The sequence below is a fragment of the Bremerella sp. P1 genome (assembly GCF_028748185.1).
GTDB lineage: Bacteria > Planctomycetota > Planctomycetia > Pirellulales > Pirellulaceae > Bremerella.
The window spans coordinates 6649050-6665082 of the sequence record NZ_CP118164.1; the positions used below are offsets into that span (position 1 = coordinate 6649050).

Sequence of the window (16033 nt, forward strand, 5' to 3'; positions counted from 1 at the left end):
GTTAGCGTGACGTTTCCGAAGAAGGGAACTTCTGTACCAAGTCGCTCAGGACGATCGCCTGCATGACGGCCTGGTAGGTACCGCCGTCGGCTTGTGCTTGCTGGTGAATTTGCTCGACTGCGTGTTCATCGCTGGCAGCCAACGGGCGAGAGATGGCGAACTGAACCAGCTTTCGCGTGATGCCCATGCGGACGCGATCACTCGACGCGAGGATCTCCATCAATTGTCGCGACGTCTCGTACTTGACCGGCTGTTCGGTCCCTGGCAAAAGGATCTCGCCGTCGTCGCGTAGAGGATTGCCAAATCGATCTTTGTCAGAGAACGCACCGATGCCGTCGAACTTCTCGAGCCCAAATGCCAGCGGTTCAAACCGCGAGTGACACCCACCGCACGATGCGTTGTTGATTCGCTCCATGGCGATACCGCGCTGCGTGAGGCCCTTCTTCGTAGGCACAGGACTTGTATCGACGCACGGAGGCGGGGCCCCCACGTGACTGTCAAGCAGTTCATGCAGCACAAAGAGACCACGGCTGACCATCGAGGCATTATCGCCGCCCAGAGTGAGCGTGCTCCCTTGCGTCAGAATACCACCCCGTTCGGGATAGCTGGTCAGGTCGTAACGGCGGATCGGCTCGTACTGCACGACCACCTCTTCCGCGGAAAGTTCCCGGTCGTAGATCGCCACCGAGTGCAGCGTGCCCAGCCATGGTCGATCGCCGGTGACTTCGTTCGCCAGACCGAAGACCATATCGTCATCCCAGTTCGAGAAGTCCCCCAGGCCTTTACGCTCCGCGGATAGTTTGCCATCGATGTACAGCCGCGCGACGCCGTCGTCGTCTTTCGTGTAGACCACATGCGTCCGCTGCGTCGTCACCTGGCCATCCTTGCTGCTGATCGACGGCATGCCATTGCGATCGGTCTTATTGGTTCTTAGCCGGGCATCGTATTTCTTCTTTTCTTGCCCCAAGGTAAAGTTGCGAGTGCTGGTATCGCGCGAGAAGGTCACGATCCGGGCAGGTCCGTTCTGCTGCAAGTCGTGCGGCGTGATCCAGGCCTCGATCGTAATCTGGTGCGTCCTTTGCAGCGCCTCAATCAGGGCATGGGGCGGTTCGGTCGTGAAAATCCGGGCTGGCTTGTGAACGACGAGCCCATCGGACTTCCAGCGGACGCTATCCGGCGTTTGAATCTTCAAACGGAGAGACGAATCACTCCGGCTCTGATCGTGCACAATGTCCCCGCTTCCTTCGCTGAAATCGTAGAAAGCGACCACGCCGCTCGAACTACCGGCCGTTTGTCGAGAACCGGCGAGCGGTTGTCCTTGCGTAGCTTTCAAACCGTAGAAGCGGGCCAGTCGTGGCGTGACGACCGTGACCTGGGCGTTCATCAAATCGGCCAACGGTCGTTGTTGTTGCCAAGCGACTTCGTCGAAGAAGGCCAGCGTTTCGTCCCGCATATCATTCCCCAGAGCAGCGTTCCATGCCGGGTAGAGCTTTGCATTGGGACGTAGCGAATCGAGTCGCTCAAGCTCAAGCCACTCGTGCACGAACTGGGCCGATCGCGATTTCGCGCGAGGGTCTTTCAACAGCCGCTGGACCGATGCTTCAAGTTCAGCCCCATTTAACTTGCCAGCATCGGCCAGACGGATTAACTCTTCATCTGGCGGCGCACCCCACAGAATGTAGCTGAGACGCGAGGCCAGTTCGTACTGGGAAGGCTGGTCGCCCTTTGGCTTTTCGATGCGATAAACAAAGCGGGGCGACTGAAGCATCCCTTCCAGGATGTAGCCCACGGCTTCTTCGTACGTTCCTTTTTCCTGTTGAACGGCCTTCGCGATTTGCTGATAGCTCTCGACTTCCCAAGGATCGAGTGGACCGCGAAGTACGTGCTTGCCCATCCGTTGGATCAGTTGGGTCACGCACGAATCATCGAACGAATGACAATCGGCAAAGCGGGCTGCAAACTCGCCGCATTCCATCTTCTGCACAATTCGCTGGGCCAGCTCGGCGTACGCCTGCACGTGACTCAAGTCGACTGTCTGGCTGTAGGCGGTGTTCGAGAAGCCATCAGCCCGCACGTCCGGCGGCATCAGGCGTTTTGCATCGAAAGAGATGTCGACGCCGGTAACCGCTTGAACAGTTGTGATGTATTCGGCCATGGTCAGCCGCTGCACCCAGACCTCGGACGATTGCCGAACCAGGTGAGAACCGGGATCGATGACCTCGCGCGTCCACACCGCCCCCTCTTCGATCCACGACTTGATGATCTGCTTTTCGTCGGCCGAAAGAGGCGCTCGCTTCGGAGGCATTTCGTCCGATTCGATGTACGTCCACAGCAGGCTATCGTCGGGCTTGCCTGCGTGAATCGCCTTTCCGGACTCGCCTCCTGCCTGAGCGGTTTGCTTCCGCGAGAGATTCAGGCCTCCTTCGGTCTTGCCGGCCGCGTGGCATTCCAGGCAGTGCTTGGAAAGGATCGGAGCAACCTGTGCTTCGAACCGATGGGCCTGCTGTTGCGATTCAGACGGCGCCTCTTCCGCCTGGGCGCTTACGCCAATCCACGAAAGAAGCACTATCGCGAGGATTTGCGGACCGCGCAGGGAATGATTCATAGGGGGGCCAATCGAAGCATCGGGCGAGTGAATGGGCAAGTGGAAGAGAGAGGAACGAGACCCGTGCATTGTAAGGATAAAACCGAACTTCCGTCAATTTAATGGCAAATTGACATCCCGATCCGTCATCCGCTGAAAGTGACAAGCTGGCTAGTCGGTCGTATCTTCCGCGGTGTCCTGGTCGGGATGGTCGGACCGAGTCAGTAGAAAGTCGACCATCTGGTTCAGTTCTTCGGCAGTCAGCGAAGAGGCAAACGACGGCATGTTATAGCCACCGTTATTAATGCGGATGACCAGTTCGCCTCGGTCGAGCCGGTCGCCGATGACCGAGAGTTCCGGACCGCGGTAGCCGCCGAAGCCGTCGACGTTGTGGCAGTAGAGACAACCTTTCTGCCGCAGAAGTACAGCCCCGTGCTGAATATTCGGGTCTTCCGTACGCACGACTTCCGGCGGCAAAGGTTTGACGTCGAAGTCAGGCGACCACGGTTTGCGGTAACCATAAATGGTAAGCACGACGAACGCGGTCGCCCCGAAAACGACCGTACCGATCGCCCAAGGACGCTTCGACGGAGCTCGATGCCCGCGGTTGGAAAGCATGGGGACAATGAACAAACCAATCGCTCCGAGGATCGGCATCCCCAGGATCACGTATGTTTCCAGTTCCGGCGGCAGCATAGACAACACGGCGAAGTACCACCAGAAATACCAGTCGGGCATCGGGTTGGCATGAATGTTCGCCGGGTCGGGGGCCGGGCCGAGGGCAGGGGGGCCGGCGAAGATCGCACACCCCATGATCACCACGACCATGACCGTTGAAAACACGACGTCCCGCCACGCGGCAATCGGCCAGAACGGAACGCCCGTCTTTTCCAGGCGACCTTCGTATTCTTCCTTGTACGTTTCGGGATTGACCGGTTGGTCGGCCTTGGGCATTTCGGAAATGCCATGCCGCAGGATGAGCCATAAGTGCAAACCAACGCCTGCGAAGATCAGTCCCGGCAGGATGAACACATGAATGGCGAAGAAGCGGCTCAGCGTCGAACCGCCCACGGTTTCGCCCCCCATCAGAAACTGCGAGATGTACCCGCCGATAAACGGTACCCGGGCAGCCATCTCGGCCGCGACCATCACCGACCACACGCCGTTGGCATCCCACCGCAGTAGCTGCCCGGTGAACGCCATACCGAGCACCACGAACAGCAGCACGACACCGCTCATCCAGTTCATCTCACGCGGGTATTTGTACGAAGCATGCAGAAACACCTGCGTCATATGAATGACGGCCAGCATCACCATGGCGGTCGCGCCGTAGTAATGCATTCCTCGCACCAGGTAGCCGAGCGTCGCGTCGTTGGTGATGTAGACGAGGCTTTCGTAGGCGGCATCGCCACCTGGTACGTAGACCATCGCCAGCGCAACGCCGGTAAGCACTTGAATGATGAACGCGCATAGCGTTGCACTACCGAATACGTACCACCACCGCGCATCGCGGGGGACGACATGCTCGAGCATCGGCATGACGACATCGGAGAAGCCGCTTCGATCGTCGATCCAATTCCAGATCTTGCCCAGCATTGTCATACCTGGTCGTTGGTGGTCAAGGGAACGGAGGACGTTTCGATCTCGACGAAACCGTCTTTTACCCGCACCGTATAACGGGCCAGTGGTTCCGGCGGCGGACCGGCAGCGACTTCGCCATCTTCGTAATAGACACCACCGTGGCACGGACACATGAACAACGAAGCATCCTCGACCCAGTTCACTGGACAGCCGAGATGCCGGCAGTTAATCGAAAACGCGATGAACTCCTTCTCCGAAACCCGCCGCAGCCAGGCACCACTCATCGCGGTGACGCCAGCCCAGGGTTGATCAATCGAATCCTTGAACTCGACACTCACCGTCTTGCCGACTTCATACTCGTCGAGCTTACCCAACTTCCGCCACACCTGCTTTGGCCTCGCAAAGACCGGGGCAAGTACGAATCCGACGCCTGGTAGCGTGATCATCGTGCCGATCAGCGCCGACAGTCCCAGGCAAAGCTTGGTTAGAAAGCCACGTCGGTCTTCGTCGGACGAAGGGTTGTTTGGTTCCACGCAATCACTCACCGGTGTTTTCCTTCTTCCAATCAAGCCGGATGTCGTTGATCCACATCCATAGCGACCACGCCATCACGCCCAGCCCGGCGACCGACATGATCCACATCGTCGTGATGCCCCACAGCAGCATCATGATGCCAAGGGCCATCGCGGCTGGGGCATAGGTCGGCTGCGGCGTGGGAGACTCGTGCGACTGGGCGACTTCACTCTCACTCACAGGGAAGCCTCCGATAGGTTCTCGTTCGAAGCGTGGTCTTCCATCGCATACCAACGGCTTAGCACGCTGAGGATCGCACAGACATACAGCGAGCACGGCGGTACCCACATCAATAGCCCGCCCAGTTGTTGATCGACCATCGGCGTGAAGCCTGCCTGATACAGCGACGTGAGGATGCCGACTCGATCGACCGGGTTGGCAAACGCGGGACAAACGGATACCGGCGTAAACGTGATATAGATCCCCAGCAGGGTGCATCCGGCACAGGCCGAAAACAAATAAATGACTGCCAACAGCGGATCCAGGCGGAAGCGGGCTACCGGCGAATAGATGGGCCACCAAAACGCCAAGCCGGCCGCCAGGAAGGTGGCACTGCGGACGAAGCTAAGTGCGTCGCTTTGCGTTGCCGCACTACATAGCGAGGGAACATGCCACAGCCACATTGCCCCCAGGCCGGCAATCCAGCCGACCACTGGTATGGAGAGCAGTGAATTCAACTTCGTCAGGCCTGGACGAGCCAGCAGCGACTCCATCATTTCACGCGGTAGAAACAGCATCAGTCCCAGGGGTACGATCAGTAGCAACAAAAGGTGCTGCACCATGTGCGCGCTGAACAGATAGCCTCCGGCCAGCACGCCAACCGGGGAGATAAATGCCAGTACCAACACCACCATCGCCATAGCCAGCCACCACCAGTTGGCTCCGGCCAGCTTCTTTCGCCACGCGATGACCGCGATCACCAGCGGCACCACGACCAGCCACACCGGTGAGGTGAGATTCCAAAGCGATGGGTTCGTCAGGAAGGACATCATTGCAGATACCCCATGTACACAATCAGGAAGACGACAATCCAAACGACGTCGACAAAGTGCCAGTAAACACCGACTGCTCCAAACACCTTGCTCCGCTTGCTGGAGAAGGAATCATTCATGGCCAGGGCCAACAGGATCGACAGCGCGACGAGGCCTGCCGTCACGTGCAGACCATGAAATCCGGTCACCGTGAAGAACGTCGCCGCGAAGAGATTCAAGTCGACCGTGATGCCACTTTGAATCAGTCCGGTGTACTCCCAGGCCTGACCCAACATGAAGACGGCGCCCAGGCCGATCGTCAAACCCAGCCAGCCGCGGAAGTGCTGCGCCTTGCCTGCTTTCAAGGCGCGCTCGGCAAACCAGAACGTCACACTGCTTAGCAGCAAACAAACGGTAAACGCTCCGGTGCGGGTCGCGTCGAGCGCTGTGGATGAATTCGGCCCTTCCACTTCCTGCGAGTTGAAAACAACGTACGACACCAACAACAAAAGGAAGAAGACCGCCTCCGACGCGATAAACGCCCAGGCACATACCATCGCTTTATCGGGCCTACGGCCGTTGTCGCTTGGTGTTTTTTCCGACTTCCAATCGGCGTGCTCCGGCTGATCCATATCCCAGACCGGACGACGGCTCTTGACCTCGGGGATCGTCTCGAAGTTCTCTGCCGGCGGTGGTGAAGTAGTGGCCCATTCCAGCGTGAAGCCGTTCCACGGGTTGTTGCCGGCAGGCTGGCCACTTCGCAGGCTGATCGCGATGTTCCATAGCAGCACGAGCGTGCCGGTTGCCATGGCAACGGCTCCGGCGGTGGCAACCATGTTCAGGATCATCCAGCCTGGATTGTCGTCGTAAGTGTAGACGCGCCGCGGCATGCCCATCACGCCCAGAAAATGCTGTGACATGAAGGTCGCGTTGAGACCGAATATCCACAGCCACAGTTGCCAGCGGCCCAGGCGTTCGCTGAGCATCCGCCCAGTCATTTTCGGGAACCAGTAGTAGGTCGCCGAGAACAGCCCAAATACGGTTCCACCAATCAGCACGTAGTGAAAGTGCCCGACTACGAAGTAAGTATCGGTCAACTGCCAATCGATCGGCACGGCGGCAAACATCACACCCGTCAGTCCCCCAATCACGAACTCCAAGAGGAAAGCGACGGCGAACTGCATGGCGACGGTCAAATGAATGGCTCCACCCCACATCGTGGCGGTCCAGTTGAAGATCTTCACGCCGGTTGGCAGGGCGATCAGGAGGGTTCCGATCGCGAAGAAGATGTCGGCCCCCATGCCCAGCCCCACGGCAAACATGTGATGGGCCCATACGCCGTAGCTCAACAGTACGATTACAGCACTCGAGCCAGCCACGAACGCGTAGCCGTAGATCGGCTTCCGCGAGAACGTCGGGATCACCTCTGAGATCATCCCGAACGCCGGCAGAATGAGAATGTAGACCTCGGGATGGCCAAACACCCAGAAGAAGTGTTGCCACAACACGGCCGAACCACCCCGTTCCGGCTGAAAGAAGGCCGCTCCCAAGAAGCGATCGATCAGCAGCATGGCCAGCGCGGCATTCAGGGCCGGTAAGGCCAATACGGTCAGAATCGCCGTCATCAGGCTCATCCAAACGAATAGCGGAACCCGCTGTAAACTCATGCCAGGTGCACGAAGGGTCAGGACGGAGACGACGATATTAATCGCCGCCGCGACGCTTCCCACGCCCAGGCAAAGCAGCCCAATGATCCAGTAGTCCTGCGCAACCATCAAGTTATAGGGCCGCGTCGAGAGAGGCGCATAGCTAAACCAGCCAGCGCTGGGAGCCGCACCGGTGAAGAAGCTGAAGTAAAGGAGAATGCCACCCATTGGCAGCAGCCAGAAGCTCATCGCATTGAGCCGCGGAAAGGCGACATCGCGGGCCCCGATCATCAGCGGAACGAAGTAGTTCGCGAAGCCAACCAGTACCGGCATGCCCACCAGAAAGACCATCGTGGTCCCATGCATGGTGAACATCTGGTTGAAGAAGTCCGGCGAGAGGAAATCGTTCTTGGGGACCAGCAGCTGGAACCGAATCAGCAAGGCTTCCAGCCCGCCGATCGCCAGAAAGATAGTCGCCGTGCAGATGTACATGATGCCGATCTGCTTGTGGTCGACCGAGCTAACCCAAGCCAACAGCGGGCCCAGCGCCGTCGGCTGCTGGACTTCTGTCTCCTTCGTTTCGACCAGTGGCATGCTCAACGGAGGGTCTCCAGGTAGGCGACCAATTGATCGAGTTGCTCGTCTTTAAGTTTAAAGTTGGGCATCTTGCAGCCAGGCTTCACAGCCTGCGGATTGGCCAGCCAGGTACGGAGATTCTCCGGTGTGTTCTTAATCACGCCCGCGCCCAGCCGAGCGCGGCTGGCCAAGTGGGTCAGGTCGGGAGCGAAGTCTTTCGTCGCTTCGGTTCCTGAGACCGCATGACACTGCGAACAGGTCAGCTTCATGAACAGGGCTGCTCCATCCGAGGCCAGCTTCTCGTCGGGTGCAGCGGCCGTCTGCTTCTCTCGCTGCTGCCAGGCATTGAAGTCGTCGGGGTCGTGCGCGATCACCAGGAAGTTCATCCAGGCATGCTGCGTGCCGCAGTACTCAGCGCACCGCCCCTGGTACGTACCTGGCTTGTCGGCTTCCAGCCAGACGAAGTTCTCGTGCCCGGGGATTGCGTCCATCTTGCGCGTCAGCTGGGCAACCCAGAAACAGTGAATGACATCTTCCGAACGCAGCGCAACTCGCAATTTCTTTCCGGTCGGAATGTGAATCTCGTTCGCCGAGACGATGCCAGACGCCGTGTATTCGACTTCCCACCACCACTGGTGCCCGGTGACGATAATGTCGATGCCGTCGTCGCCGGTCGCCCCCTTGGCATACTGTGGTGGCAGGGCGTTGATCGTGAGGATGAGCTTGATGCTGATCACTGCGATCCAGATGACAATGATCACCGGACCTGCCATCCAGGCGATTTCTCGCTTATGACTGCCGAAATCCTGGGCGGGAAGTTTTTCGGTAACGCGAAAGCGATACAGGGCGAAGCAGATCAACCCCGAGACGATGGCGAAGATGCCGGCACTGATGATCAGCACCTGGACAAAGAGATCGCGTATTGATTCCGCCTGAGGTGATGCCGGATCGAATACGGGAAATGTCGACTCCATCGCGTCCAAACTCTGAGGTACTGAATACTTTGCGTAATCCTTACTGGTCGATGCGATTGTACGAAGATTCCGGCAGGTCGCAATCCGATTCAACCCGACATCGCTCACCGCAGCTTAACAATTGGCCAATCGCGTTAAGCAGTTCCCACTACGCATTCAAGGCAATCTAGAGAAACCGTCTTGCCACGGCTGTGGAGTTCACTTTTCAGCGTTTGGCCTGCACGGGCGATTGCCCAAGCGCAGGGACATCCGTTTTCAACTATGCTGGACGGATACCTACCGCCTTTCGATCCCACCTCAGCCTGGAAACCTGCCCATGACCCTGGTTGGCCGACGCACGTCCCGACTTCTACTTGCTACCGTGCCTCTCCTTCGCTTGATCGGTGTCTGCGCGATCTTGGTAATAGCGGCCTGCTCCGCAGTGCTGGCCGAACCGCTCACGTCCCCCAATGGTCGGATTGAGGTCCGCGTCGCTATCAAACAAGTCGACCAGAAAAGTCAGTTGAACTACTCGGTGAAGCTGGACGACGAAGTGTTTATGGATAACAGCACGATATCTTTTCTGCGTAGCGATCGCGTGGTCATTGGTGACCACCTGAAGTTGCTGCAGACCACCGACATGACAAGACATAACACCAAGTGGAAGCCTGTCTACGGCGAGCGATCCGAGATTGTCGATCACTACCATGCCCAAGCCTTCCACTGCGAAGATACGGCCACCAAGTGCACCTTCAACGTGGAAGTCCGCTGCTACGATCATGGCGTCGCCGTTCGTACGCTCGTCGGCAATGACAAGCCGATAACACTGCTTGAGGAACGGACCGAGTTCTGCTTTCCCGGCGATCCTTGGGCGTGGCGTACGAAATCCGCCCAAGGCACGTACGACAAAGTCCGCCTCGTCGATCTGGGTGACAACGTCGAGCGGCCACTCACCATCCAACTCGGTCCCAACCGTTATGCGGCTGTCGCAGAAGCTGCCGCGATCGACTATCCCATGATGCGGCTGAAATCGATCTCCGCAGATAAGCCGACGGTCGTGAGTCAGCTGCGAAGCGCAGCAACCTCGGAAACAACGCTACAAACTCCCTGGCGAGTGATTTTGATCGGCAACTCGCCTGGAGAGCTGCTCGAGAGCAACGATCTGATCCTCAACCTGAACGAGCCTTGCGCTATCGAAGACACCTCCTGGATTAAACCGGGCAAGGTGCTTCGCGAGATCAGCTTGACGAACGACGGAGCCAAGGCGGCGATCGACTTTGCGGTGGCCAACAACTTTCAATATGTCGAATTCGACGCCGGCTGGTATGGCTACGAGTACGACGATTCTTCCGACGCAACGACCGTCACTCTCGACCCAAGGCGTTCGGCCGGGCCGCTCGATCTGCAAGAGATGGTCAAGTATGCCGACGAGCGCGGCATCGGTATCATCGTCTACGTCAATCGCCGAGCCTTGGAGAAGCAACTGGACGAGATCTTGCCTCTTTACAAAAGCTGGGGGATTGCCGGCGTGAAGTATGGCTTCGTGAACACGGGTTCGCAGCAGTGGACTTCGTGGCTGCATGACGCGGTACGCAAAGCCGCCGAGCATAAGCTGATGGTCGACATTCATGACGAGTACCGCCCGGTCGGTTACTCACGGACCTATCCCAACTTGATGACGCAAGAAGGCGTACGGGGTGATGAAGCGAAGCCATCGACTAGCCTGGCCGTCACGACACTCTTCACGCGAAACCTGGCCGGTGCCGCGGATCATACCATCTGCTATTTCGACCCACGCGTCGATCAACTATGGACGCACGGTCAGCAACTGGCCAAAGCCGTGTGCACTTATTCGCCGTGGCAATTCATGTACTGGTACGACACGCCGCTTACCGAAGCGCAAGACGGCAAGTCATCGCGTAGCCGAATCGTTGACTCGCCCGAGTTGGAGTTTTTCAAAGAAGTCCCCACCGTCTGGGACGAGACGAAGGTCATCCATGGCGAGATCGGCGAGTACGCCGTCATTGCCCGGCGTAGCGGCGACGTATGGTTTGTGGGCGCGATAAACGCGAATGAGAAACGCGAGCTGAGCCTGCCGCTGACGTTCCTTTCTCCGGATACCAAGTACGAGGCCTGCCGCTATCGAGACGACCCCAGCATGCCCACGAAAACAAAGATCCGCATCGATACCGAGGCAGTCGATGCCACGACCGAACTGACTCTCACACTTCTACGTGACGGCGGCGAGGCGATTCGGATTGCTCCAACCGGTCGGTAGTAACCATGGATTAAGTCCAGCAAGTTCAGACAGTCAACTTAGTCTTTCGATGCTTCCTCAGTTGATGGCACACGACGATGCGAACCGGCAAAGAAGTTCTTGTGCACTTCCAGCAGTCGGGCAAGTTCCGTGACCGGTTCGGCATGGTCGTCGACGCGGAGGTCGATGTAGCGATCGTTTCCTCCATAGCCAGCCTCTTTCCGGTAGACCATCAGCGCAGCCGATTGCTTGCCGCGTCGGTCTCCACCCGCATCGTCACCGGCGGTCAAAGCGGCCATCAACCAGTCGGCCAGCTCTCCTTCGCCCTTTTGACTGGCCTCACGATACTTGGCCGCCATATCCTGAATCACCTTCTCACCGGCCAACAAGTTGCCCTGCACGGTAAAGTGCTCTCCCATCAGGTGACCTGCCCAGGCATTGCACTTCTCGCCGGTGAAGCTGGCAGCTCTCCCTTGCGCATCGACGATCCCCAACTGACGAATGGCCCGGCCTTCATCGCCATTGGTTAGTTGCTGCACGACCTCATCGGCCGTCTTATCCTTCAGCAGCTTTAATCCCTCAGGTCCATAAGCCGTATTCGCCGCCGACTGTGTGGCGATCGCCCCTCGACCGGCCTCACCCCAGGGGACAATGCAGCCGACGCCCAGCACTTTACTTGCCACGGCAATCCCCAGATCCCCAGTCTTCGGATCGTAGGCGACGATCGAAAACGTATTCACCTCCGGGTCGGTCGCCTGCGAGGAAGTCACCGCGGGGCGATCTTTCTCAGGCTGCGTCACATACACTAGCCCGACAGCCAAAAGGGGAATAGCGATTACGGAAGTTACCTTGAGAGCGTTCATCATGTTGTGTCCGTTGAGGTCGATTGTCGCTACTAGTTTACCCTCTCAAGGCTTTACCCAACCCGCGCGAAGCTTATCGAGCTCTGCCAGGAAGAAGAGGATGGCCCCGGTTCCCACGGCAAGCGCCCACGGACGCCAGGTCGTTGGTTGGGTTTCGAATATCTGATTGATTACCGGCACATAGGTGAACACAAGTTGTAGACCTATCATGGCCAGTACGCCAAGCCATAGAAGCGGGTTCGAGAAGAGTCCGAGCTTGAAAAACGATACGCGAAGTGAGCGACATGTGAGCAAATAGGCCGCCTGCCCGAGCACGATCACGTTGACAGCGGCTGTGCGCGCCGATTCCAGCTCGACGCCCAACGACTTCTTGAACGCAAAGACCGCATACGTAGATACGACCAACAAAGCGCCTACCCAGAGTGTCCGAATCATGAGAGACATCGAAAGAATGGGTTCGTCGACGTCTCGAGGTGATCGATTCATCAGGCCCGGCTCTTTCGGCTCGAAGGCCAGCGTTGCTCCCAAAAGGACAGCCGTCGACATGTTGATCCAAAGGATTTGCAGGGGCGTAATGGGCAGCTCGAAACCAAGAAACGCAGCGACCAGAATGATCCCAGCTTCACCGAGGTTCGTGGGAAGCGTCCAGGCAATGAACTTTGTGAGGTTATCGTAGATTCCACGACCTTCTTCCACAGCCGCTTCGATCGATGCGAAGTTGTCATCCGTCAGAATCATATCGGCCGCCTCCTTGGTCACCTCCGTACCGGTGATTCCCATGGCAACGCCAATGTTGGCCTGACGCAACGCAGGTGCGTCGTTGACGCCATCGCCGGTCATTGCCACGACATTTCCGCGCGACTGCAAGGCTTCCACAAGTCTTAGCTTCTGGGATGGAGACACCCGCGCATACACGGCGATATCTTCCACAGTTCCTAAAAGCTCTCGATCCGACATCTTTTCAAGCTGGACGCCTGTGATGCCCTGCAAGCGATCACCGCTGTCGTCGCTTTTTCCCTGGAGCCCAAGTTGTGCCGCGATTGCAGCCGCGGTCCCGACATGGTCGCCGGTGATCATCTTCACCTTGACACCGGCATTCTGACAGGCTGCCACTGCCTTGATAGCCTCAGGACGAGGCGGGTCAATCATGCCTTGAAGGCCCAATAGCGTCAGTCCAGAAGCAAGATCCTCATGTTCCAGGTTGGATTGCGTCGCTGGGACTACTTTCTTTGCAAATGCAAGAACTCGCAGTCCCTGCGATGCCATTTCAGCGACCTGCGATTCAATTCCAGCGGTATCAAACGATCCGCCATCGGCCTGGCCCTGGCATCGAGGTAAGAGCTGCTCAACCGAACCTTTGACGTAGGCGACGTTCTCACTTTCACTCGCTTGGTGAAGTGTCGCCATGTACTGATACTGCGATTCGAAGGGAATCGTATCGAGCCGTGGATATGCCGCTTCAGTTTGCTTGCGATCGAGTCCCAACTTTGCCCCGGAAACCAACAGAGCCGCTTCGGTCGGGTCTCCCTCAACTTTCCAGTCGCCGGAATCCAAGGCAACCAGATTGGTGTCGTTGCAAAGCAATCCAGCTCGCAAGAGCTCGCCCAGATGCTCGTCTTCCTTGGCGTTGACGTCGGATTCATCACTGCTGGTGATATCTCCTGTTGGATCATAGCCGGAACCTTCCACTTGGAACCGCTTCGACCCTGTCGAAAGACTCCGTACCGTCATCTGGTTCTGCGTGAGCGTACCGGTCTTGTCGGAGCAAATGACGGTGGTACTACCCAGAGTTTCAACGGCAGGCAATTTGCGGACAATGGCGCGGCGACTGGCAAGCCGTGATACACCCAACGCCAATGTTGCGGTGACCACCGCCGGCAGTCCTTCAGGGATCGCCCCAACGGCCAGGGCCACGGCTGCCAGCAAGACCGCGACGGGTGGCTCCCCACGCAAAAGGATGGCTACGGCTACCAAGGCTGCGAGAACCAGAATGACTTTCAACAGAATGTGGCTCAGCTCATTGATTCGGCGAACTAGCGGCGTTTCTAAAACGTCGGCCGAGGCAATGAGCTTATTGATATTGCCAATTTCCGTTTGATCACCTGTTGCTACGACGATCCCTGTGCCTGTTCCATAGGTGACAAGCGTCGACGAGAACGCGATATTGGTCCGTTCTGCCAGGGGCGTGTTTTCCGGTAACGTATCGAGCGACTTTTCGACCGGTACTGATTCGCCTGTGAGGGCTGATTCGTCAATCTGTAGATCGCGTAGCTGAAGGAGCCGCAGATCGGCCGGCACGCGATCGCCTGATTGAAGCTTCACGCAGTCTCCAGGCACCAATTCGGAAGCGGCGACCTGCATTGTTTGGCCGCCGCGGATGACCGTCGCCTCGCTGCTGAGCACCTTGCTCAACGCGTTGATCGCTTGGAGTGCCTTCGCCTCCTGGACATAGCCGATGATGGAGTTGACAAGCACCACGGCAAAGATGACCGCCGCGTCGGCCCATTCTCTTAGGATGATCGTCAGTGCGGTTGCGGCGAGCAGAATATAGACCAGTGGCTGTTGAAACTGGCGGAGGAAAATCTGAAACTTCGTTTCGCCCTCGGCTTGGGTCAACGCATTGGGGCCAAAGCGTTCGCGGCGACGACCAATCTCTAAAAGGGGCAAGCCATCGTTGATACTTGTTTCCAGTCGCGACTCCACATCCGGGGCATCAAAGTGGTACCAGAACTCGGTTTCTGGGCGACTCATGAGTGATCCTCTCGACTGCGGTTGATGAAATGTATCGTGAAAGACTGATTGACGGAAAATAAACCTGCGATGCGAGCTAATACGAGGTGGTATGAATGACGTCGCAAATTCCTTCTAGGTCCAAGTCGTCCTCGTGCTCTCCGAAAGGGCTTTCCTGCGTATGCGCTAAGTAAAGCAGACCAAAATAGAAATAGCTATGCAGGAATGTGACCGGAATCTGCCACACTCCTAAATCGGTTGTGAGACTCCACGGCAGAATCAACATAAACAGGAGGACGCCTTGGGTGAGGAGTATTTTATAACTTGGGGGAAATGGAGTCGTGGCAATGCGTTCGCACGCTCCACAGACCTCCATGAATTCCCGTGCCTCACTATCTAAGATCCGCAAGACATCATCGCTGATTCTGCCCTCATCGCGCCAACGGACCAGCATCGAGTAAATCTCGGTCGAGCGGTCTCTAGGTAGATGCGTGTACTGATCCTGACCGGCAATCTGGGAACCCCGTAGTTTACTTTTCAACTGGGAAGCGAAGGAAACGACATATCCATGCAGCTGTTCTAGTTCGGACACCTCCGGTTGCGCATAGACGTTGGCTTTGATCATCAAATTACGGCTGATATTGACGAGTTTCCCCCACAGCGTTCTTGCTTCCCACCAACGCTCGTAGGCAGCGTTGCTCCGCAGCACTAATAAGAGCCCAAGTAAGAATTCGATGCCTGCATAAACGACCGAAGAATGATCCGCGATTTGATGGAACGAAGAGTTTTCTTTCCAGACCGGCAAAAGACCGTAGCAGGCAAATGCACACGCCGTCAAAGTCGCATCCCGCGTGACGGATGTTCCCCGAATAAAATGCCAGACGGTCTTTATGTCCATTTTATTGCCACATATCTGGTTGGCGTTGCCGATTGCTCCAATTTAGCAGTAAGTGATTCGAATCGCCAAAACTACGCCTCAGAAGTACTATTCGCGATTCCATCTCGCTGACATGGGTGCTGTCACAAGGAATACTTCTCTCCGCGATAGAGTGTCACCAAAAGAAAGGGGAGAGCGGATTGGTCCTGTCTGCCTGGGTGATGTTGTTGCGTTCACTAAAGAAAGAATGGAAAAGCTACCGAACCGTTGAATCCATGGCAAATCAAGGTTCTGGTGATTCGATTTGACCAAGCTATATTCGCTTAGACGGCCATGATTCGATTACAATCGAAGCCGCAGGCCGCGATGCCGTCAAACGTACCCTGAAATTCGGTGCGTCCAACAATTCACGATTTGGAATC

The 16033-nt window shown here is 57.1% G+C and carries 11 protein-coding genes; 1 reads left to right on the forward strand and 10 read right to left on the reverse strand.

Annotated elements, in window-relative coordinates; translation table 11 throughout:
- Position 1: 1 nt before the first annotated feature.
- The 7 genes from PSR63_RS26885 to coxB form a co-directional block, all read right to left on the reverse strand.
- Positions 2-2605, reverse strand: coding sequence for a DUF1592 domain-containing protein (locus PSR63_RS26885; protein WP_274329231.1), 2604 nt, complete (start codon positions 2603-2605; stop codon positions 2-4).
- Between the two features lie 150 nt (positions 2606-2755).
- Positions 2756-4186 (reverse strand): cytochrome b N-terminal domain-containing protein, encoded by a 1431-nt coding sequence (locus tag PSR63_RS26890; protein WP_274329232.1) that lies wholly within the window; start codon positions 4184-4186, stop codon positions 2756-2758.
- Complete coding sequence (locus PSR63_RS26895; protein ID WP_274329233.1) at positions 4183-4710, reverse strand: QcrA and Rieske domain-containing protein; 528 nt, start codon at positions 4708-4710, stop codon at positions 4183-4185. Before PSR63_RS26895 ends, PSR63_RS26890 begins: the two co-directional genes overlap by 4 nt.
- Entirely contained in the window at positions 4703-4918 is a 216-nt protein-coding gene (locus tag PSR63_RS26900; RefSeq protein WP_274329235.1) for a hypothetical protein, read from the reverse strand. The genes PSR63_RS26895 and PSR63_RS26900 overlap by 8 nt, the downstream gene beginning before the upstream one ends.
- Entirely contained in the window at positions 4915-5730 is an 816-nt protein-coding gene (locus tag PSR63_RS26905; protein ID WP_274329237.1) for a cytochrome c oxidase assembly protein, read from the reverse strand. The genes PSR63_RS26900 and PSR63_RS26905 overlap by 4 nt, the downstream gene beginning before the upstream one ends.
- Complete coding sequence (ctaD, locus tag PSR63_RS26910; protein WP_274334266.1) at positions 5727-7949, reverse strand: cytochrome c oxidase subunit I; 2223 nt, start codon at positions 7947-7949, stop codon at positions 5727-5729. Before ctaD ends, PSR63_RS26905 begins: the two co-directional genes overlap by 4 nt.
- A 2-nt stretch (positions 7950-7951) precedes the next feature.
- On the reverse strand, positions 7952-8905 hold the full coding sequence (coxB, locus tag PSR63_RS26915; protein WP_274329238.1) for a cytochrome c oxidase subunit II: 954 nt from the start codon (positions 8903-8905) through the stop codon (positions 7952-7954).
- 316 nt (positions 8906-9221) lie between these two features.
- Here coxB and PSR63_RS26920 point away from each other — a divergent pair, with 316 nt between their 5' ends.
- Positions 9222-11162, forward strand: a complete 1941-nt coding sequence (locus PSR63_RS26920; RefSeq protein WP_274329239.1) for a glycoside hydrolase family 97 protein — start codon at positions 9222-9224, stop codon at positions 11160-11162.
- Between the two features lie 38 nt (positions 11163-11200).
- Here PSR63_RS26920 and PSR63_RS26925 read toward each other — a convergent pair whose 3' ends face one another.
- The 3 genes from PSR63_RS26925 to PSR63_RS26935 all read right to left on the reverse strand — a co-directional run bounded on the left by PSR63_RS26925 (position 11201) and on the right by PSR63_RS26935 (position 15632).
- Positions 11201-12007, reverse strand: coding sequence for a DUF1028 domain-containing protein (locus PSR63_RS26925; RefSeq protein ID WP_274329241.1), 807 nt, complete (start codon positions 12005-12007; stop codon positions 11201-11203).
- A 42-nt stretch (positions 12008-12049) separates the two neighbouring features.
- Positions 12050-14755, reverse strand: a complete 2706-nt coding sequence (locus PSR63_RS26930) for an HAD-IC family P-type ATPase (RefSeq protein WP_274329243.1) — start codon at positions 14753-14755, stop codon at positions 12050-12052.
- A gap of 76 nt (positions 14756-14831) precedes the next feature.
- A complete protein-coding gene (locus PSR63_RS26935; RefSeq protein WP_274329244.1) occupies positions 14832-15632 on the reverse strand; it encodes a bestrophin family ion channel in 801 nt (266 codons plus the stop codon).
- Between the last annotated feature and the right edge of the window lie 401 nt (positions 15633-16033).